The organism is Marinobacter oulmenensis, assembly GCF_014201735.1.
GTDB lineage: Bacteria > Pseudomonadota > Gammaproteobacteria > Pseudomonadales > Oleiphilaceae > Marinobacter > Marinobacter oulmenensis.
Map to the genome: position 1 here is coordinate 1 of NZ_JACHFE010000002.1, position 17535 is coordinate 17535.

The following is a 17535-nucleotide window of genomic DNA, read 5'->3' on the forward strand; positions in this document are numbered from 1 at the left end:
CATGACGACGGCCAAGCGGATTGCTGGCCGGGTGAATAAACGAACAAAGGGGCGGTAGGCTGGACTCCGAAGTGGGTTTTTCTACAGCCTCGTTAATGGCAAAAGCCTTGGTCTTTTGGGTTGCCGTGTGCCAGGGGCTTTGGTGCCGGGCTTGGCAGCTAAGCCCGGTAACTGGGTGAGCACCAAAGCGGTCTGAATTCGCGTCCGGTTTGGTAGCTTTAATCGTCAGCGGCGTTGGTAGCAAAATCGGTGTTCGCCTTTTGGTGTCGACAGCACTGCTAAAAGACCTTAAATCAGCAACGTAGATTGTCCTCCCGACCCGCATGATCTTTTCTTGAAGGTGACCAAACCGAACAGGAACCGAATCATGCAAAGCCGAGAGGACTTTCACATGATAAAGCAACTTCGCAGCCAGGGGGCGTACATCGTGGACATCGCACACCAGATTGGCTGTTCCGAACGCACCGTGCGCCGTTACCTGGCCTTGCCCGCACCACTGACCGGTAAACCCAAGACCCCGCGTGGCAGCAAGCTTGATCCCTTCAAGCCCTACATCGATGAGCTGCTGGGCCAGGATGTCTGGAACGCAGAAGTCATTCGGCAGTTGCTGAGGGAACGGGGTTACGATGGCGGTGTGACGCTTATCCGTCGCTACGTCCAGCCCAAGCGCAGCCTGAGAGCCAGCAAACAAACCGTTCGATACGAGACGATTCCCGGCGAGCAGCTTCAGCACGACTGGGGCCAGATCCGTACCGAGGTAGCTGGCCGGCTTTGCACCGTCAACTTCGCGGTCAACATCCTCGGGTACTCCCGCTACTTCCATGTCTGGGCAGGGCCCAGTCAGGATGCGGAGCATACCTACGAGTCGCTGGTACAGGCTTTCCGGTACTTTGATGGCGTGCCTAAACGAGTTCTGGTGGATAACCAGAAAGCCGCTGTCATCCGGCACGACAGCGGAGGTCGCGTGGTGTTCAACGCAGGCTTCCTGGAGCTGGCCAACCATTACGGCTTCGCCGCCCGGGCGTGCCGGCCCCAACGCCCCAGAACCAAAGGCAAGACCGAGCGTATGGTGGGCTACGTGAAGCACCACTTCTTCCAGCGCTATCGCAGCTTCGATAGTTACGCGCACCTGAACCAGTTACTGGAGCAGTGGCTGAGCAGCTATGCCAGTCAGCGAACACTGCGCCAGTTCCAGCAGACACCGGCTCAGCGCTTCGAGGAAGAGCGTCATCAACTCAGCCCTTGTCCGGCAACAGACTTCGATACCCGCTATTACGACATCCGCCATGTGGGTTGGGATGCCTACATCGATGTGCGGGGCAACCGTTACAGCGTGCCTGCCGAGTGTTGTGGCCAGCGGGTGAACATCCGCATCAGCCTGGACGGTGAACTCACCGTTTACGACCTCCGGGGCCAAGAAGTCTGCCGACACCGGATGACCAATCGCAAACAGGGTTGGCAGACGGTTGCCGAGCACCACGACCCCCTGTGGCAACAAGTGATGCCCGTCCAACACCGCAGTCTGGCCGTGTATGAGGAGGTGTTGCAATGAACCTGGACCAACTCCTCGATCGGCTCAAGATGGACCACCTGCAAGCCTCCCTGGACACCCTGTGCGAACACGCCAGCAAGAAAGACCTGAACTACCGGGAGTTCCTGGAGCAGGCGCTGGCCCAGGAGTGGGGTGGCCGCCACCAGAAAGGCCTGGACACACGCCTCAAACAGGCCCGGCTACCCTGGATCAAAACTCTGGAGCAGTTCGACTTCAGCTTCCAGCCAAGTATTGACCGCAAGCTGGTGCGGGAGCTCTCCGGCCTGGGGTTCGTGGAACGCAACGAGAATGTGATCCTGCTGGGACCGCCTGGAGTGGGCAAAACCCACCTGGCCGTCGCCCTTGGCGTAAAGGCTGCTGAAGCGGGCCATCGCGTCCTGTTCATGACCCTGGACCGCTTAGTCAGCACGCTGGTCAAAGCCCGCCAGGAAAACCGGTTGGACCGGCAGCTCCAGCAACTGACCTACCCGAAAGTGCTTGTGCTGGACGAGATCGGCTATCTGCCCATGACCCGGGAAGAAGCCAGCCTGTTCTTCCGACTGATCAATCGGCGCTACGAACGGGCCAGCACCATCCTCACCTCAAACAAGAGCTTTATGGACTGGGGTGAGGTATTCGGTGATCAGGTCATCGCCACTGCGATACTGGATCGGCTGCTGCACCACTCAACCACTCTGAACATCAAAGGCGAGAGCTACCGGCTGAAGGACAAACGGAAGGCTGGCCTCGTTCCTGGTACTAGTCAACAACAGGAGGGTTCTGACGACACCGACGCTCAAAAACCGGACACTGAAAACGGATGAAAACCGGACAATCTAGGTTGATGAAATGCGGTCAAACTTGGGTGTTGTTGACATTGGGGCAGTCCGCCGCATATTCAGTCAGGATCTGGTACCTTTGAGTTCAGGTTCATCCACCGCTGGCTGGGCGGTGGCTTCAAACAAAGGGTATCGGCGTAAGCTGGTGCAAGGAAACGGAGTAGGCCGTCACGGTCAGTGCCAGGGAGCAGGCAGCGTCAGTACCTGCCTTTAACTAGTCAATTAAGTTCGCTCCCGGCCAGAGGGCCGTCCGCCGGACGCCCCTTACGGGCCGCCGCTTATCTCCGCGTTAAATTTGAGGGAGCCTGTGCAAGAAAATAGTTCGGGATTCGTCAGCACGCTGGAGTCACTTGCCCAAGCTTTTGTTGTTGCTTCGGTGCTGTGGATACTCTTTCTGGTCGTGGCTTGGCCCTTCATTCAAGTGTCGAGACTTGTTTTTGACGTAGTTTCCCTTGGAGCTATCAAACCGACGTATCGACAATCTCTGGAGCATCAGGGGATCGTGGGTTTGGCGATACTGATTTTTGTGCCGCTTCTTTTCTATGTGCACATTGTTTACGGGGCAAGGCTCTATGGCAATCAGTCAGGCTGAATTTAACCAGTCATTCAAGTTCGTTCCCGGCCTGGCGGCCGTCCACCGGACGCCCTAGTCGGGCGCCGCTTAATATTGGCGTTATAGCCCAAGAGGGAATCATGGATTTTGAACAAACTTTATACGAATGGATCAATAAATCCCTCGTCAACGGAGTGCCTTCCCAAGTAAAGGCTTTCAGCTTCAATCTGTACGAAACTGGTTCGAACTTCGGCATTGAACTTATCGGTGCGTCCGAATTCGATGAGGCTGATCCAGATTGGGCGTGTGAAGAAGTGTTCGAACCAGAGCAAAGACAATTGGATATTCCCTTGGCATATTCTGGCGAGAATTGGGAGCAATGCTTAGAGAATATGAAATCGGCTCTTTCAGGCTACCTGCAAACGAATGAACCAGGGGCAAAAGTCTTAAAACAAGCTCAGGGTGTTGGTATTGGCTTTGTGGATGGTGACCTGGAAGTTCTTACAAAGCTATAACAATTCGCTGCAGCCGACGCGCAAGGCGCGCGGCTGAGCTCTGCGTTATGCAGTATAAGGATAAACTTTGGACGTACCTAAGAACTGGTTAGACCTTAACCTGAACAAGCCAAACTTACTTTTTGGGAATGGTCTGGGAAGAACATACTGGGAAGCATTTGGCTACAACTCACTTTTAGATGTCTTTGGGGATCAGCCAGTTGGTCGATACCTTTGTACAAAAGAACTTTTTAGTAAGTTAAAGACATCAAATTTTGAGGAGGTGCTTAGGGCTATTTATCATGCCTATCAGGTATCAATTGATAATTTAGATGCAACAAAAACCTTATACATAGATGTTCAAAAAGCACTAATTGGAGCTGTAAATTCAGTCCATCCAAAGCATTATCAAATACCAAACGAAATGATTGCAGAATGTTTTTGTAAATACAGAAGTGTATTTACAACAAATTATGATTTACTGCCTTACTGGGCAATCTTAAGTGGCTACTCACATGTTCTAGTTGATTTCTTCTGGGGTGGACCGTTTTTTGATTCAAGAAATGTAGGCTTATATGAGGGTAAGATTCCTGTGTTTTTTTTACATGGGGCGCTTCATTTAAGATCAAGAAATATATCGGACACACAGAAAATCTCTATAACACTGCAATCAGATGTAGAAGGTGCGCTTGAACTAGACTTTGAACGATCATTTCCGTTATTCATTACGGAAGGAAGTTCTCAGCAAAAGTTAAATAGAATAGAATCAAATTCTTATCTAAGATTCTGTTATCAGTCACTTTTTCAGACTTGTGGCGAGTTAGATATTTACGGACATGACCTTAATCAAGACTTTGATGGCCATATAATAGATGCTATTAGGCAGAGTGGTAATGAAAGAATTGCAGTTAGTGTTTTCTCTGGATTAAATCTATCAGAAAAAAGACTTTTTATGGGTAGGATTAGATCGCTATTTTCTGATCAGGATAGAGATATAGATTTTTATGAATCTAATACGCATCCATTCGCAACTGCAGCGCATAACAAGTGACTGTGGTGTCAATTCCATAAATTAAGCCATTTCACCCCGCCATGATTCCTGGTTTTTGATCATGGTATTGATCACCACAATCATCTTCCTCATGCAGGCGATGAGGGCGACTTTCGGGATCTTTCCCTGGGCCTTGAGACGTTCATAAAAGCGTTTGAAGACCGGGTTGCACTGGATGGATGAGAGCATGGCCATAAACATGACGGTTCGGACTCTGTGGCGGCCACCTCGTATCCTTCGCTTGCCGTTGAGCTTGCCACTGTCCCGGTTTATGGGTGCCACGCCGACGAGTGCGGCGATCTCCTTGCGGTTCAGCGAACCGAGTTCTGGTAGTTCACTCAGGAAGGTGTAAGCGAGTACTTTTCCAACGCCGGGCACACTGGTCATGATCTCCATTTTGGTACGCCACTGATCCACCTTGGCCACCTCCTGCTCAATCTGCCGGGTGACCGTTTCAATCTGGTTCTGGAGCATTCGAAGCAGGCTTTTGATGGATCGGTGAAGGGGTTTCGGCAGAATCTGGAGACGGTTTTTCTCCATGGTGGACATTTCCAGAAGCTGAGAACGTCTGACCAGTAAGTCCTTAATCTTTTGAGAGGTTTTGTCGGGAATGGGCTTGATCTCAGGTTTCAGTGTGGCGGCGTATTGCGCGATGACCTGGGCATCAATGCGGTCGGTTTTGGCGAGCACGCCGATGGCCTGGGCGTAGCGCCTTACACTGATGGGATTGACGATAATGATTGGCAAACCGGCTTTGTCGCAGGCCTGAACCAAGGCATGTTCATATCGGCCAGAGGCTTCAACAACGATGCGTTCGATCTCGTAGTTTTTGAGGATTCGGACGAAGCGACGAATGTGGGCTTCGGTATTTGGGATGGTGTAGAACTGCCCGGAGGGATGAAGGGCGATGTCCAGATTGGCTTTACCGACATCGACACCGACATTGACTGGGGTTTGGAATTCCGTGTTGTTCATAATAAGCTGACTCTGCCTTGCTATGCGGGCTCGAGGCCCCGATGACTGTTCGAGTTATCGCTTGAGAGTCATGCAGCGCTACACACTTGTTATCGGTCTCTCGGAAGAGGAGCCTTCATGCATCGAGCTGCTGCATGAAGGCCCCCAGCGGCCACTGGGGGTGGGCCTCAATTTACCCAAACACGGAAGAAATTATCCATACAAGGCCAGCCAGAGGGATGCCAAAACCGCCGCTCCGCTTTGGTTTTGTCACCCCTGCTGGCGGGCGTTAAATGTACAGAAGGAGATCCCCTATGGGGCTGAAGGGAAGCTGCTTGTGTGGCGAGATAAGTTACGAAATCGACTCTGTGGATATGCCGATTGTTCATTGTCATTGTCAGACTTGTCGTAAAGCTCATGCATCCCCGTTTGCCTCCACTGCGGGAGTAAAGCGCGAGAATTTTCGTTGGCTTTGCGGTGAGAGTTCTGTTTCTACGTTTGAATCGTCCCCCGGAAAATTGCGCCATTTTTGCAAGTGGTGTGGGTCTCATTTGGTCGCTGAGAGGCCTGCGCAGTCACACGTAATAGTTCGGGTAGCCACTCTGGACGATGATCCCGGTTTTAGGCCAGAGGCACATATTTGGGTGTCGCACGACGTGCCATGGCTTGAGCACGATAGGGTGTGTAAGCATAGGGAATGGCGCGACGACATTTAACAAACCAATCAAGTTCGTTCTGGACCTCCCCCGCAAAGTGATACTATAGTGTCACTGTCAATTTGGACCAGGGTGAGCCCATGAAAGTTGAGCTTGTTACGAATCTTAAGCGCCAAGCTACAAAGATCTTGGCAGACCTGCATCTTTCCAAAGAGCCGGTACTGATCACTGAACATGGCCAGCCATCCGCTTATCTTGTTGATGTGCAGGATTACGAGTTCATGCAGCGCCGGCTTGAGCTGCTTGAGGGGCTCTCACGGGGAGAGCGAGCTGTCCTTGAAGGAAGAATGTACAGCCAAAGTGAGGCCAGGGAGAAAATGAGTAAATGGCTGAAGTAATCTGGACAGAGCCCGCCCTTCAAGAACTGGATGCCATCGCTGAGTACATTGCTCTAGACAATCCTGCTGCCGCAAGCGATCTGGTCCAGCAGGTTTTTGATAAGACCGGGCGTTTGGAAAATTTTCCTCAATCCGGGCGGATTCCTCCCGAACTCCCCAATTCGGTATACAGAGAGGTAGTGGTTCCTCCGTGCCGTATTTTTTATCGTGAGGCTGAGAAGCGGGTTCTCATCCTCTATGTCATGCGGGAGGAGCGGCAGCTTCGTGCGTACATGCTAGGAAGCAGCTAACCAGGCGCGGCACTCAGGTGCCTTTGTCTCCGCTGCGCTCCGGCGACGGTAACCGCAAGCGTTAGCACTACAACCCTGGGGGCTAGTAAGTTGAAAAAAGTATTAATGAGTGCATGCCTTTTAGGGAAAAAGGTCAGGTACGATGGTGGAAGCCTTTCGGTGCATGATCAACTTGTGGAGAGGTGGAAATCTGAAGGCCGGATCATTTCAGTTTGCCCGGAAGTTGAGGCCGGGATGAGTATCCCCAGGAAGCCTGCGGAGATTTTCGAAGGTGACGGAAATAGTGTGTTGGACGGTGAAGCCGAAGTTTTTGAAAAAGGCGGAAATGTCGTCACCGACGATTTCATTGCGGGTGCCTCCATTGCCTTGGAGTTGTGCAAAAAGTTCAACATTGAGATAGCCGTACTGGCTGAGTCTAGTCCTTCTTGCGGCAGCTCTTTCATCTACGATGGTAGCTTTTCAGGTAATCGGACTCTTGGTACCGGAGTTACGGTCGCGTTGCTGCGTCGGCATGGTATTCAGGTGTTTAGCCAGCATGAGATAGCTGATGCTCACAAGGCCATCCACGCGACTGTGGACTTTCCCCGACGCACATGACACGCCTCAGCCTCAAACGGAGGCCATCTCAATGGCCTAAAACACGACAGGAGTTATCCAACAATCGGCTGCACGGCGACCGATTTTCCGCCGCTTCACGGCTACAAACCGGCGCGCCGGTTTATAGTCGCGAACTATCTGGACACTCACGAGAACAAGAGCTGCCAATCGCCTTATATGGCGGTTTTATCCGGTGTCTCGCTTGGTTATTGGGAGTGCGCGTCCAGTTTGAGAATCTCGCCCCCAATAGACGTTAATTGATGCAGGTACCTTGCGGGGTTCAGGAGTTGGAATGGGAAATAGAGTCCTGGCGGGACCGGTTGGCCGGATAAGCCCGCCAGCCTTTCGAGAACCATGGCCACTCCAAGGCCAGTCAGGGGCATCTGTCCTTCGGGATGGACGACCGCCTGGCGGATTTGAAGCGGCTGTTCTGCGTGGTCCTCGCCGGACAACTCCATGATGATCTCGGTAGACAATGGCTTTCCGAGTCGACGTGAAGAGCTTTCCCCCACGGCCAGGCGGAACCTGACCTCGCGCGCGCCGGTTTCGTTGGCCAGGACAAGGACATCGTAGGGTGAGAAGACTTCGGCCGGCATTTCCCTCCCGTCCAGGGCGACCACTTGGGTCTGGGCATCCGTTCCCGTCCTCCATAGATAGTGGCCATCCTGCACCGTCAAAGCCGCAGGTAGGGTCTTGGTCAAGCGTTCCATGTCGATGTCGGTTGCGGGGCCGTTTATGTCCTGTTCATCGATGATGGCACTGATTTGGACGCTGTCGATCCGAGCGAAGCTTTTCGCGGCCTCCATCGCGGGAACGGTCGTGGCACCCACGAGCCATTCGGCCCCGAGCACGACAGGCGCTGCATTGGGTTTGTGCATGTAGGCCGCGACCTCTGGGCCGATCTCATGCACCCCAGAGGATATGCTCATATAGGGGATGCCGCGCGCTTGTGCGAATTGCAGGCAGGCGATGGCATCATCCTTGAAAAACAGAGCCAGCGCCGAGATCGATCGCTCCCCCAGACCGAGGTCAGGTGCGGTGAGATCGATAGCAATACCTTCGGCGTTGCCGATCTCGGCGGCCGCTGCGTTGGCACGCTCGCGGTCACGGCCACCGATTAACAGGGGCACGTCCGGATGCGCGTCGCGCAGATAGCGAGCCGTCTGACGGCCGACAATGCCGGAGCCACCAACGAGCAAGATAGGATTGGAAGACATAGATTTCTCCTTTCGGTATGGCCCGCGTCAAGCGAGCACAAGTGTTTGTGGAAGGCCCTTATTCGGGCTGCTGGACGAGCCGTCTTCAGAGCTTGGCGAGAAAGCTCGTCAGGGCCTTGTTTACGCTGCTCGCTGCCTCGTGCTGAACCCAGTGCCCAACATTTTCCAGCCGAACTTGGCCGACGAGGTTGGGCTGCGTTTTGCGCAGGTCTGCAAGGCCTGGCGTTTGGGGATGAAACAACTGACACAACCCATCTGCCGCCCCCCAGATATAAAGGGAAGGCTGTCGAATTACCGCGTCCTTGTATGCTGGCATCAGCTCGAACGTCCTGGGCAGGGCTCGATAGTAGTTCAGCCCGCCTCGGAACCCGGTACGCTGGAATGTCTCGACCGAATGGCGGACATAGGCTGGATCAGCCCAGCTCGGTACGGTGACTGGCGTGGGCCGCAGCATGTGGCGGCTCGGGTTTGTCGGATCCCATCGCTGAGCCGGATCCGGGCTAGCGGAGAGCCAATAAAGAATGCTCGGGATAGACCGCGCGGCTTCGGCAAACCGGGCCTCGGCACCCTGCTTCATCAGGTCAAAGGCGTAATATGTATCGCCCAGCCCCTGTTCGCGAAGGGCCCGCCAATGGTCGATCTCTCCGCGGGGAGTGTAAGGAATGCTGAGGCTCACGAGCGCTCGGAACCGGTCCGGTCGCATCAGCGCGGCACGCTGTGCGTGGTCGGCGCCCCAGTCGTGGCCAACGATAACCGCCGTATCGATGGAAAGTGCGTCGAGGACGCCTACCAGGTCGCCGACGATATGAAGAGAGGTATAGAGGTCGGGGTCGGTCGGTGCGTAGCTAAGACCATAACCACGCATATCGAGTGCCACGGCGCGGTATCCGGCTTCAGCCACTGCCTGCATCTGGCTACGCCAGGTTTCTGCCGTGTCTGGGAAACCGTGACAGAAAAGTACCGCCGGTCCCTCGCCTTGCTCCAGGACATGGAACCGACCATCGATGGCATTCACCATTCGTCGGCGGACTGCCATGGACGCGGACCTCTCTACAGTTTTTCCGAGAGAGGGAAGCAGGCCACCGCCTAGTCCAACTCCAAGCCCGATCATGGTGGAGGTTCTAAGCAGGTCGCGCCGTGACCAGACACGGTCGGTGTTATGTGAAGACTGAGCGGCATCGCCGCGAAGTGGATTGGATGACATAGCTGAATCCTGTCGAAGAAAAAAGAGTCGCGGGCAGCTCAGCCTTGGCGAAGCTACCCGCCATGGCCTAAGCGTCGGGAAGCCGGACAAGCATCTTGCCGGTGTTGCCACCCGAGAAGAGTTCGATGAACGCGTCAGGAGCACTTTCCAGTCCCTCGTGCACCGTCTCCTGCCAGGTCACCTTCCCCTCGTTGATCCACTGTGTCATTTGGTGGTGCAGGTCCGGCATACCCGCCGGCCGGCTGGCCAGTTGGAATTGATGTGACATGGTCGTCATGGGATGCTCCTATCTGGGGGTGGTTCCCCATGGCAAGCAGTGATATTATATAACCTACTAAAAGTAAGTTACTAATAGTAGTAACCGGCCGGATCAGCGTTGTCAACAGTGGGAGAATAAGTTGTCCAAGAAACTGTCAAAGGCGGAGCGTTATGTTCAGCTCCTGGAAACTGCGCGGGACATGGTTCGTGAAAGCGGTACGGATGCGCTAACGCTCGGTGCACTTGCCGCACGCGCCGGGGTCAGCAAGCCTATTGCCTATGATCATTTCGAATCCCGTTCTGGACTGATGGTGGCGCTTTATAGGGAGATCAACGAGCGGCAAGTGCGTGCAACCGAAGAGGCAATCCGTCAGGCACCGACGGACCTACAACAAATCGCGCAGTTGTTGGCGGAGGCCTACATGAATTGTCACGAGGCCGTTGGGTCTGAATTTCATGCCATCAGCGGCGCCCTGAAGGGGGCCCCTGAAATGGAGGCATACCAGCGTGAGATGGTGGATGGACATGTTGCGCTCTATGCCGCAGCGCTCGCACCGCTCTCAGATCTGCAAGAGGAAGAGGTTCAGCAACGGTGTATCGCCATAATTGGCGCAGCCGATGCGCTGTCGGGTGCAATGATCCGCTATCGACTCAGTAAAGCGGAGGCTGTCGAAAAGCTTGTCTCGTTAATCACGATGTGGCTGTGATTCCCAGGTCCGATTCTGTCTGTACCAGGTATGCGGGGGTCTGTTCGTGAGGGATGGACATCCCGTTGCCAGTTGGATGATCTACAAGCGCTGCCCGGAAATCGGGTACGGGTGGCAAGGTTGATCGAGAGTATGCAATTTACAGTGCTTTAAACGTGAGAAACAAAAAAAGGGATCATGACAATGAGTGAACGCGACCTGGTCGGAAGGTTATTCAAAGGCATTGACAGTCAGGACCTGGAATCCTTCCTGGCTTGTTTATCGGACGATGTTTTCTTTCGTTTTGGCAACGCACCGGGTGTTAAGGGAAAAATGGCCGTGGGCGATACCGTGCGAGCGTTTTTCGAAAGTATACAGGCGGTTCAACACGATGTGATTGAGACATGGGAGCAACCCGGAGTTGTGATCTGCCGTGGCCAGGTGACCTATACCCGGCACGATGCCAGCACGCTCGCTGTTCCTTTTGCCAACATCCTGAAGCTGGATGGCGGCTTGATCAGCGAATACCTGATTTACGTGGATATTTCGGGGCTTTACGTAAGTGCTTGAGAATGTGAATGAGACAAGGTGCCTCATTAGTCACCTGTTGACACGTTAGTAAAGGTTGTGGAATGAAGAGAGAAAGGATTACTGGCTTTTTGTTCTCACCTATTCGTTGATCTATGTGGCACTTAAACTTATAGGCCTGCTGTTGGGGACAGATTTTCTGTCTTTTTTATTTGGTTTGGTGATTTTTGTGCCTTCAATTAGCTATGCAACCAGAAGACTTCATGATGTAGGGAAAAGCGGCTGGTGGCAGTTGATACTCATCGTTCCTGTCATTGGGCTGATAGTCCTTGTTGTGTTCCTGGCGCAGGATAGCGAAAAAGGAGAGAATGCTTACGGTGTTAGCCCTAAATACCCTTAAAGGACCGTTTAGGGGCGGAGCCTTTCACAATAAGCAACACGAAAACAGCATTGAGTTCAAAATCTTAAGGAGATTTATAGCCATGGAAAATAGTTCGGGCCAAGGCAAGGCGTCAACCGTCCCTGCAGAGATTGATCGGTGGAACTGGGGAGCCTTCTTCCTCAACTGGATATGGGGTATCGGAAACAATACCTTCATTGCCCTTTTAATGTTCGTTCCACTGGTTAACATGGTTATGCCCTTCGTGTTGGGCGCGAAAGGCAGCGCATGGGCGTGGCGGAACAAACAGTGGGACAGTGTTGAGCATTTCCGAAAGGTTCAGCGAGCGTGGGCCAAATGGTCCATCGTCGTGGTCGTGGCCATAGTTGGTTTATTTGTCGCCATGTTTATGACAATAACCGCAGCCATGAAAAGCTCCGAGGCGTACAAGCTGGCTTCCGAAAGGCTTCTGTCTAATCCCCAGGCCGTATCTGTGTTGGGGGAGCCTATCAGTACCGGCTCGCCTACGGGCAACATTGAAGTTTCCGGCCCCAGCGGATATGCGAATATCTCATTCAGCGTAGAGGGGGCTTCACGGACGGGCACCGTTTATGTTCAGGCGGAAAAAGATTTAGGTCAGTGGGAGATAACCCGGTCGCTCCTCGAAGTTGATGGATCTGGCGAGAGGATCAGTCTTAAGTAACGGGCGCGCGCCCCGGGAAAGATCGGAATAGAGTGATGATCGGCTGGCTGCAAAACTGGAGGAACGATGTCTGACGAACTGAAGGCTTCATCATTAAAAGTACAAACCTTTTTGTCCGAGCACGGTGAGGACTTTGTTGTTCAGCAGATGCCGGCTTCAACGCGGACGGCGAAAGATGCCGCAGAGGCGATCGGCTGTACCGTGTCCCAGATTGCCAAGTCCCTGATTTTCAAACACGGGGAAACCGGTGAGCCGGTGCTGATCGTTGCCTCAGGTACCAACCTGGTGAGCCCGGAAAAGGTTAGAGATGCGACCGGTATTGTGCTTGAGAAAGCGGATGCTTCCTTCGTGCGCGAGAAGGTTGGCTACGCCATAGGGGGTGTACCTCCGGTGGCGCACCATTCACAGGTTCATACGATTCTGGACAGGGATCTGTGCCAATACCCGGAGATCTGGGCAGCGGCCGGAACGCCGAACTCCGTGTTCAAACTCAATCCGCAACACCTGGGGAGCCTCACCAAAGGGCAATGGATTGATCTGGCAAAATAATAGGTAACAAGGGTGACGGAACTCTGAGTCCCGTGAGTGTTATCAACGAATAGCAATGCACCCGGGGCTCATTCCTGTAACCGGGTACTGGCAAACCGGTTCAGCAAATGATGCATCAGATAGACCGCCATCAACGATGCCATGACCGCGACGGCCAGGGAACTGAAGCGATACAGGTCGTTGTAGACCAGGTCTTTCTGCGGCGTCAGGTATTGGCCGAACAGAATAGCGATGGTGGTCAATGCCGCGAACCCGGCGCCGGAAAGGCCGCCTTCCAGCATATGGTACCGGGCGAAGACCATCAGGCTCAGCCACAATCCGAAGGTAATAAACGGCAGAACGTCGAAGTGGTTGAGCAGCATGAGCTGTAGCACCAGGCCAGCGTTGCAGCCGACAAAGGTGCCGATGGCACGGTTCCAGCCTGCAGGGCCGGCCCCTTTCCAGTTGAGTGGAAACAGCACCAGTATGGTAGCCACCTGTGCTGAGAGCGATCCGCGCAGATCCAGTACCTGGAAGACCACAAAAGACAGCGTCGCCACGGTTGTCGCCAGGATCACTTCATGGCGCTGATTGCTGGTGGGTTTTGATTGCACTTTGCGCGGTTGCCGGGTTTCCACGTCCGGAAAAAGCCCGTGCATCAGGGCCATAATGAGCAGGCTGACAACGGCGGCTTCAATGAGTGTGGTGACCATGGTCAGGACATTGGTACCAGGGTAGCTGGCGAAGTGCAGCAGCATCGACAGGTTAACAATGCTGGTGGCGCCAAACAGAAAGTTGGGGCCACGGGTCATGGCTCGGAATAGCAGCGCAAATAACCCCGCGACAATCAGGGTGAGCGGTACAGGTTTGTCACCAAACAGCCCCTGTACTGACAGCACCACGATACTGACCAGAATGGTTGTTGCCAGGAACTGCCGGATCACGTGGGCGTTCAGGGTGGGCACCATTCCCAGAAGTAGCATAGGCGTGACGGTATAGAAGGCGCCGTAGCTGGTGCCGCTGATCTTACAGAATGCAAACCCGAGTGCTCCACCAAAAGCAATCCGCAGGCACTGGCGCAGATCATTAGCGGTCATCGACCGCTTTTTGATTAGCAGAATCGGTTTGAACCGCCCCATAATTGGCCTCAGTAAACGTAGTGGATCAGGCTGATGACTCGTATTTGAATCTTCCCGAGCCAGGCGGCAGGGCCTGAACCTGGGAATAGCTGAACTGTGGCGCGGGCTCCCGTGGGTAGCGATTCCAGAATGTCCTGTTCTTCGGTCAGGGTCAGGTGCAGGCGTTCACGTTGGGCCTCCCGCACCCAGCGATCCGTGCTGACAGGGGCCGCCAGGGTTCCGTCGGCCATCAACTGGCCCTGGCGTGTGCCGGCATCGATTTCTCCGACGGTGGCACTGAACACCTCACCGGGCATGGCATCAAAGACCACAGCAGCCTCGTTGCCCGGGCTAACGTAGGCCAGGGATTTCTCACGAAAATCCGCGATTACATCCGCCTGGTCGTCGACCAGGGCAGCCAACGAGGTTCCTGCCTTGGCATAGGTGCCCGCTTTCACCTGCAGATTGGAGACGGTGCCGCTCTGTTCGGCCCGGATCTCGCTGTAGGTCAGGTTCAGTTTGGCCTGGGCCAGGTCGTTACGGGCCTGGCGAAGCCGCAGGTTCTGCTGATCCGTCAGCCCCCGCTGCACCGACATTTGCTTGACCCTGGCCTCTGCGGCCCTGACATTCGCTTGCGCGGCGTCATACTCGGCTGCAATCTGATCGGCTTGCTGGCGGGACACGCTGTTGCGGGCGTTCAGGCGTTGCATGCGGTTGTTGTCCCGGGCCAGTTGGGTCTCGGTTGCCTGTGCCGCAGCCAGGGCAGCCTGGGCGTTGGCCAGAGACGCATCGTATTCGTCGTTGCGTATGTTGGCTGCTTCCAGGGCCAGCTCGGCTTTTTCCAGGGAAAGCTGGAAAGGCCGCTGGTCCAGTGTGAACAGCAGGTCGCCGGCTTCGACATGCTCGTTGTTGGTGACGTGGACCTGTGAGACCTGTCCGCTAACCCGAGGGGCGATCTGCACCACGTTGTGCATCACTCGCCCCTGGGGAGTGAGCGGCATCCAGAGATCGGCGGCCAGGAAATAGACGAACAGGATGACGAAGGCGATCAACGATAGTCGCACCCAGCGTGCAAAAGCCTGATCTGGCGTCATTTACCGTTCCCCCTGTGGTGTTCCAGATACTGGTGTAGGTTGGACTCCATGGCGCAGACAATATGCGCCAACTGACAGAGCTGTTCGTCGGTCAGGTTCCCGTAGATGGCGGTTCGCACGGCCTGGATGTGCTGCTCGAGATCCGCCATTACCCGGCGACCTCGCTCGGTGAACCAGAGCGTGTGGGCGCGGCGATCATTGGGGGCCGGTTGGCGTTCGACCAGCGTCTGCTGTTCCAACTGGTTGAGGGTGCGGGTGAGGGAAGGCATTTCAATCGCGAGTTGGTGGGCGAGAGCGTGTTGGCTGCAGCCTTCGCCCAGGTGATCAAGATGCACCATGACCGCCCACCGGCTTTCGGTGAGCTCCAAGGGGGAGACAGCATGGTTGATTGCCTGGCGCCACAATCGATGAACGCGCCCCAGAGCCGCTCCCACGGAGGGCCTGAGCGTGCTGTGAGCTGTTTGCGGGGTGATACCCGAAGGTGCGTCTGTACCTGGATTGGTTGGCATAATTGATATTCCGTGGCTCTGAGTGCCCTGTCAGTCGGCGACGCAGGGAGATAGTTAGCAGGCTAACAACGGTATAGCCTGGGCGTTATATTAGCAAGCTAATCTTTGTAGGTGTTTGAACCTATGTCCGGTTCCCATCGCTGAATCGCTCAGGGCTTGATCAGGGCGGGATGCCTTCGGTTGGGGATACTGGTAATCTTGGGCCTCGGCATTCGGGTGCTACCGTCCGATGGTTCACTCATCCCGATTCTGGAGGGCCTATGGCAGGTGGCTGGTCACGTGATGGAGCAGTTCAGGAGCAGATCGACGCGAGCGTTGAGGACGAGATTCAACGTGCCCGCAGTCAGTTGGGCGGTGGCGACAGCGCGACGGAATGCGATGAATGTGGCGCGCCGATTCCGGAGGCCCGGCGCCGGGCTATTCCCGGTGTGCGGCTTTGTATTGACTGCCAGTCAGCCCTGGAGAAAGAGGACACAAGGGCCTCTGCGATTAATCGCAGAGGCAGCAAAGACAGCCAGCTTCGATAGCCAGGTGGCCGCTGTTCCGGGCTACCCGGACACCAAACGCCAATGATGCTTCGTCCCGCGGCATGACCGCTATTGACACCGCCCTTAACCGGATACCTGTTTTGAAAAAATCGATTGCTTTGCTGTCCCTGCTCGTTGTCCTGATTGGGGGCATCGTTTTCCAGTTTTATATCACGGCGTTACCTGACCTTGAGCGGCCGGTGACCATTGAGGGAGCTCGTTTCACCACTGAAGCCGGTTCCGTGTCGGTGCGTATGGTTGATCGTGACGGGCAGCCTTTCACCTTTGGTCTGCGGGCCAGTGACGAGTTCGAGCGTGACGTTTTTCCGGTTTTCTACATCCGCAATCCGGATAATCTGCCTTATATGTACTGGCCCAATATTGGCGGGCCGGATGAGCGGGCGCTGTTCCGGTTCCTTGAGGGATGGTTTGAGCGCAATGTGGCGCCGGAGGTGATGGCCACCCTGGCGCAAGGGCAGGGCGCCGGGAATCGTCGGGCGGAGGAACTGGCGCCAGTGTATGCGGTATACTCGCTTTTGCGTGAGCGGATGGAGAACAACGTCAGCTATCAGTAAAATCCGCTCACACGGATAGCTTATTAAAAAGTAAGGGTAACGCTCATGGATGAGTTGATTGTTATTGTATTGGACGCTGTTGTCGGCGGTGTGATTCTTTGGCTTGCGGCGAAGATCACATCGGTGGATCTGGCGTTGAGCGAAACGTTTGTCGCGGCGGCTGGGGCCGCTGCCGTCTCCCTGGTGCCCACGGTTGGCTGGGTGCTATCCATCCTCGTGCTTTTTGTGCTTCTTAAAAAGTTCAGCAGGGCCAGTATCTGGCCCGACATCATTCTGATGGTCATCGTCAGCAGGTTGGTATCGTTTGTCGCCTTGATGGCTCTGGGCGGCTTGCGATAGTTTTCGCATTCAGTGATGCAGGGAAGCGGTGGATTGGAACATCCAGACAGCGTGAGCCCGGTGAAAAATAATCGAATCCCATTTTCGATGTCGTTAATCAATGAAACCGGCAAACAGGAGTAAAGGAATGACTGAAGTTGTGAAACAAAAGAACCGGCTTTTGGCCCTGGTTCTGGGGATGCTTTTGGGCATATTCGGAGCGGACCGCTTTTATCTGGGAAAACCCAAAACCGGAATACTGAAGGCTATTACGTTGGGAGGTCTGGGTATCTGGTGGTTTATTGATAATACGCTCATGCTGCTGGACGCATTTTTGTATTCTCTGGGTAAAGATACTGGGATTGTTAAGGACGGTCGCGGGAATCATCTCAAATACGGCTTGTCGCTGTACCGCTTTAAGGATGGCGGGTTTGTTAGGGATTGGTGTTAACCGCTAATACAGTTTGGGGCACCCGACACGAGAAGAGCTCCAGGCCGGCAGTGAAGAAGATTGCCGGTCTGGCGCTT

26 protein-coding genes are annotated in these 17535 nt (G+C 54.6%); 18 read left to right on the plus strand and 8 right to left on the minus strand.

The window, feature by feature from the left end; genetic code table 11:
* A partial coding sequence (locus HNR38_RS17260) for a hypothetical protein (protein ID WP_221275714.1) occupies positions 1-403 on the minus strand: 403 nt, incomplete at its 3' end.
* On the opposite strand from HNR38_RS17260, the gene istA reads away from it, so the two are divergent.
* The 5 genes from istA (at position 368) to HNR38_RS03180 (ending at position 4468) form a co-directional block, all read left to right on the plus strand.
* Positions 368-1552, plus strand: a complete 1185-nt coding sequence (gene istA, locus HNR38_RS03160; RefSeq protein ID WP_183699741.1) for an IS21 family transposase — start codon at positions 368-370, stop codon at positions 1550-1552. The genes HNR38_RS17260 and istA overlap by 36 nt on opposite strands.
* Positions 1549-2355, plus strand: a complete 807-nt coding sequence (gene istB / locus HNR38_RS03165; protein ID WP_183699743.1) for an IS21-like element helper ATPase IstB — start codon at positions 1549-1551, stop codon at positions 2353-2355. Before istA ends, istB begins: the two co-directional genes overlap by 4 nt.
* A gap of 322 nt (positions 2356-2677) precedes the next feature.
* Positions 2678-2962 (plus strand): hypothetical protein, encoded by a 285-nt coding sequence (locus HNR38_RS03170; protein ID WP_183699745.1) that lies wholly within the window; start codon positions 2678-2680, stop codon positions 2960-2962.
* Positions 2963-3063: 101 nt separating this feature from the next.
* Positions 3064-3438 carry a hypothetical protein gene (locus tag HNR38_RS03175; protein WP_183699747.1) on the plus strand — a complete coding sequence of 125 codons (375 nt, stop codon included), beginning with the start codon at positions 3064-3066 and terminating at the stop codon, positions 3436-3438.
* A gap of 67 nt (positions 3439-3505) precedes the next feature.
* Positions 3506-4468 (plus strand): DUF4917 family protein, encoded by a 963-nt coding sequence (locus HNR38_RS03180; protein WP_183699749.1) that lies wholly within the window; start codon positions 3506-3508, stop codon positions 4466-4468.
* A gap of 21 nt (positions 4469-4489) precedes the next feature.
* Here HNR38_RS03180 and HNR38_RS03185 read toward each other — a convergent pair whose 3' ends face one another.
* A complete protein-coding gene (locus HNR38_RS03185; RefSeq protein WP_221275655.1) occupies positions 4490-5443 on the minus strand; it encodes an IS110 family RNA-guided transposase in 954 nt (317 codons plus the stop codon).
* 293 nt (positions 5444-5736) lie between these two features.
* Here HNR38_RS03185 and HNR38_RS03190 point away from each other — a divergent pair, with 293 nt between their 5' ends.
* The 4 genes from HNR38_RS03190 to HNR38_RS03205 all read left to right on the plus strand — a co-directional run bounded on the left by HNR38_RS03190 (position 5737) and on the right by HNR38_RS03205 (position 7363).
* A complete protein-coding gene (locus tag HNR38_RS03190; protein ID WP_221275656.1) occupies positions 5737-6138 on the plus strand; it encodes a GFA family protein in 402 nt (133 codons plus the stop codon).
* Positions 6139-6218: 80 nt separating this feature from the next.
* On the plus strand, positions 6219-6476 hold the full coding sequence (locus HNR38_RS03195) for a type II toxin-antitoxin system Phd/YefM family antitoxin (protein WP_138438255.1): 258 nt from the start codon (positions 6219-6221) through the stop codon (positions 6474-6476).
* Entirely contained in the window at positions 6464-6766 is a 303-nt protein-coding gene (locus tag HNR38_RS03200) for a type II toxin-antitoxin system RelE/ParE family toxin (protein WP_183699753.1), read from the plus strand. Before HNR38_RS03195 ends, HNR38_RS03200 begins: the two co-directional genes overlap by 13 nt.
* Positions 6767-6871: 105 nt before the next feature.
* Positions 6872-7363, plus strand: a complete 492-nt coding sequence (locus HNR38_RS03205; RefSeq protein ID WP_183700837.1) for a 2-thiouracil desulfurase family protein — start codon at positions 6872-6874, stop codon at positions 7361-7363.
* A gap of 206 nt (positions 7364-7569) precedes the next feature.
* Here HNR38_RS03205 and HNR38_RS03210 read toward each other — a convergent pair whose 3' ends face one another.
* From HNR38_RS03210 to HNR38_RS03220, 3 genes are all read right to left on the minus strand, one after another.
* Complete coding sequence (locus tag HNR38_RS03210; RefSeq protein WP_183699755.1) at positions 7570-8580, minus strand: Rossmann-fold NAD(P)-binding domain-containing protein; 1011 nt, start codon at positions 8578-8580, stop codon at positions 7570-7572.
* 85 nt (positions 8581-8665) lie between these two features.
* Positions 8666-9616, minus strand: coding sequence for an alpha/beta fold hydrolase (locus HNR38_RS03215; RefSeq protein WP_221275658.1), 951 nt, complete (start codon positions 9614-9616; stop codon positions 8666-8668).
* 235 nt (positions 9617-9851) lie between these two features.
* The gene (locus HNR38_RS03220; RefSeq protein WP_183699757.1) at positions 9852-10061 is read right to left on the minus strand and encodes a hypothetical protein; all 210 of its coding nucleotides are present in this window, start codon (positions 10059-10061) and stop codon (positions 9852-9854) included.
* Positions 10062-10182: 121 nt separating this feature from the next.
* On the opposite strand from HNR38_RS03220, the gene HNR38_RS03225 reads away from it, so the two are divergent.
* From HNR38_RS03225 to HNR38_RS03245, 5 genes are all read left to right on the plus strand, one after another.
* On the plus strand, positions 10183-10749 hold the full coding sequence (locus HNR38_RS03225) for a TetR/AcrR family transcriptional regulator (protein ID WP_183699759.1): 567 nt from the start codon (positions 10183-10185) through the stop codon (positions 10747-10749).
* Positions 10750-10932: 183 nt separating this feature from the next.
* Positions 10933-11298 carry a nuclear transport factor 2 family protein gene (locus tag HNR38_RS03230; RefSeq protein ID WP_183699761.1) on the plus strand — a complete coding sequence of 122 codons (366 nt, stop codon included), beginning with the start codon at positions 10933-10935 and terminating at the stop codon, positions 11296-11298.
* Positions 11299-11353: 55 nt separating this feature from the next.
* A complete protein-coding gene (locus HNR38_RS03235; protein WP_183699763.1) occupies positions 11354-11656 on the plus strand; it encodes a DUF805 domain-containing protein in 303 nt (100 codons plus the stop codon).
* Positions 11657-11738: 82 nt separating this feature from the next.
* The gene (locus tag HNR38_RS03240; RefSeq protein ID WP_183699765.1) at positions 11739-12338 is read left to right on the plus strand and encodes a cytochrome c oxidase assembly factor Coa1 family protein; all 600 of its coding nucleotides are present in this window, start codon (positions 11739-11741) and stop codon (positions 12336-12338) included.
* A 66-nt stretch (positions 12339-12404) separates the two neighbouring features.
* A complete protein-coding gene (locus HNR38_RS03245) occupies positions 12405-12887 on the plus strand; it encodes a YbaK/EbsC family protein (protein ID WP_183699767.1) in 483 nt (160 codons plus the stop codon).
* 68 nt (positions 12888-12955) lie between these two features.
* Here HNR38_RS03245 and HNR38_RS03250 read toward each other — a convergent pair whose 3' ends face one another.
* From HNR38_RS03250 to HNR38_RS03260, 3 genes are read right to left on the minus strand one after another with little or no spacing between them, the layout of a single operon-like run.
* Positions 12956-13963, minus strand: a complete 1008-nt coding sequence (locus HNR38_RS03250; protein WP_183699769.1) for a DUF2955 domain-containing protein — start codon at positions 13961-13963, stop codon at positions 12956-12958.
* A gap of 50 nt (positions 13964-14013) precedes the next feature.
* Positions 14014-15078 carry an HlyD family secretion protein gene (locus HNR38_RS03255; protein ID WP_183699771.1) on the minus strand — a complete coding sequence of 355 codons (1065 nt, stop codon included), beginning with the start codon at positions 15076-15078 and terminating at the stop codon, positions 14014-14016.
* Positions 15075-15587, minus strand: coding sequence for a MarR family transcriptional regulator (locus HNR38_RS03260; RefSeq protein WP_183699773.1), 513 nt, complete (start codon positions 15585-15587; stop codon positions 15075-15077). The genes HNR38_RS03255 and HNR38_RS03260 overlap by 4 nt, the downstream gene beginning before the upstream one ends.
* Before the next feature lie 260 nt (positions 15588-15847).
* On the opposite strand from HNR38_RS03260, the gene HNR38_RS03265 reads away from it, so the two are divergent.
* The 4 genes from HNR38_RS03265 (at position 15848) to HNR38_RS03280 (ending at position 17458) form a co-directional block, all read left to right on the plus strand.
* Positions 15848-16114 (plus strand): DksA/TraR family C4-type zinc finger protein, encoded by a 267-nt coding sequence (locus HNR38_RS03265; RefSeq protein ID WP_183699775.1) that lies wholly within the window; start codon positions 15848-15850, stop codon positions 16112-16114.
* Between the two features lie 101 nt (positions 16115-16215).
* On the plus strand, positions 16216-16689 hold the full coding sequence (locus HNR38_RS03270; protein ID WP_183699777.1) for a hypothetical protein: 474 nt from the start codon (positions 16216-16218) through the stop codon (positions 16687-16689).
* Positions 16690-16734: 45 nt separating this feature from the next.
* A complete protein-coding gene (locus tag HNR38_RS03275) occupies positions 16735-17028 on the plus strand; it encodes a hypothetical protein (protein ID WP_183699779.1) in 294 nt (97 codons plus the stop codon).
* Between the two features lie 127 nt (positions 17029-17155).
* Entirely contained in the window at positions 17156-17458 is a 303-nt protein-coding gene (locus HNR38_RS03280) for a TM2 domain-containing protein (RefSeq protein WP_221275660.1), read from the plus strand.
* Positions 17459-17535 lie beyond the last annotated feature (77 nt).

Bases quoted from the DNA above. Each gene is read 5' to 3' on its own strand.
- HNR38_RS03195 (WP_138438255.1), top strand. From the start codon at position 6,219: ATGAAAGTTGAGCTTGTTACGAATCTTAAGCGCCAAGCTACAAAGATC.
- HNR38_RS03265 (WP_183699775.1), top strand. From the start codon at position 15,848: ATGGCAGGTGGCTGGTCACGTGATGGAGCAGTTCAGGAGCAGATCGAC.
- HNR38_RS03245 (WP_183699767.1), top strand. From the start codon at position 12,405: ATGTCTGACGAACTGAAGGCTTCATCATTAAAAGTACAAACCTTTTTG.
- istB (WP_183699743.1), top strand. From the start codon at position 1,549: ATGAACCTGGACCAACTCCTCGATCGGCTCAAGATGGACCACCTGCAA.
- HNR38_RS03205 (WP_183700837.1), top strand. From the start codon at position 6,872: ATGAGTGCATGCCTTTTAGGGAAAAAGGTCAGGTACGATGGTGGAAGC.
- HNR38_RS03275 (WP_183699779.1), top strand. From the start codon at position 16,735: ATGGATGAGTTGATTGTTATTGTATTGGACGCTGTTGTCGGCGGTGTG.
- HNR38_RS03230 (WP_183699761.1), top strand. From the start codon at position 10,933: ATGAGTGAACGCGACCTGGTCGGAAGGTTATTCAAAGGCATTGACAGT.
- HNR38_RS03200 (WP_183699753.1), top strand. From the start codon at position 6,464: ATGGCTGAAGTAATCTGGACAGAGCCCGCCCTTCAAGAACTGGATGCC.
- HNR38_RS03255 (WP_183699771.1), bottom strand. From the start codon at position 15,078: ATGACGCCAGATCAGGCTTTTGCACGCTGGGTGCGACTATCGTTGATC.
- HNR38_RS03280 (WP_221275660.1), top strand. From the start codon at position 17,156: ATGACTGAAGTTGTGAAACAAAAGAACCGGCTTTTGGCCCTGGTTCTG.
- HNR38_RS03220 (WP_183699757.1), bottom strand. From the start codon at position 10,061: ATGACGACCATGTCACATCAATTCCAACTGGCCAGCCGGCCGGCGGGT.
- HNR38_RS03240 (WP_183699765.1), top strand. From the start codon at position 11,739: ATGGAAAATAGTTCGGGCCAAGGCAAGGCGTCAACCGTCCCTGCAGAG.
- HNR38_RS03185 (WP_221275655.1), bottom strand. From the start codon at position 5,443: ATGAACAACACGGAATTCCAAACCCCAGTCAATGTCGGTGTCGATGTC.
- HNR38_RS03250 (WP_183699769.1), bottom strand. From the start codon at position 13,963: ATGACCGCTAATGATCTGCGCCAGTGCCTGCGGATTGCTTTTGGTGGA.
- HNR38_RS03210 (WP_183699755.1), bottom strand. From the start codon at position 8,580: ATGTCTTCCAATCCTATCTTGCTCGTTGGTGGCTCCGGCATTGTCGGC.
- HNR38_RS03215 (WP_221275658.1), bottom strand. From the start codon at position 9,616: ATGGCAGTCCGCCGACGAATGGTGAATGCCATCGATGGTCGGTTCCAT.
- HNR38_RS03260 (WP_183699773.1), bottom strand. From the start codon at position 15,587: ATGCCAACCAATCCAGGTACAGACGCACCTTCGGGTATCACCCCGCAA.
- HNR38_RS03175 (WP_183699747.1), top strand. From the start codon at position 3,064: ATGGATTTTGAACAAACTTTATACGAATGGATCAATAAATCCCTCGTC.
- istA (WP_183699741.1), top strand. From the start codon at position 368: ATGCAAAGCCGAGAGGACTTTCACATGATAAAGCAACTTCGCAGCCAG.
- HNR38_RS03190 (WP_221275656.1), top strand. From the start codon at position 5,737: ATGGGGCTGAAGGGAAGCTGCTTGTGTGGCGAGATAAGTTACGAAATC.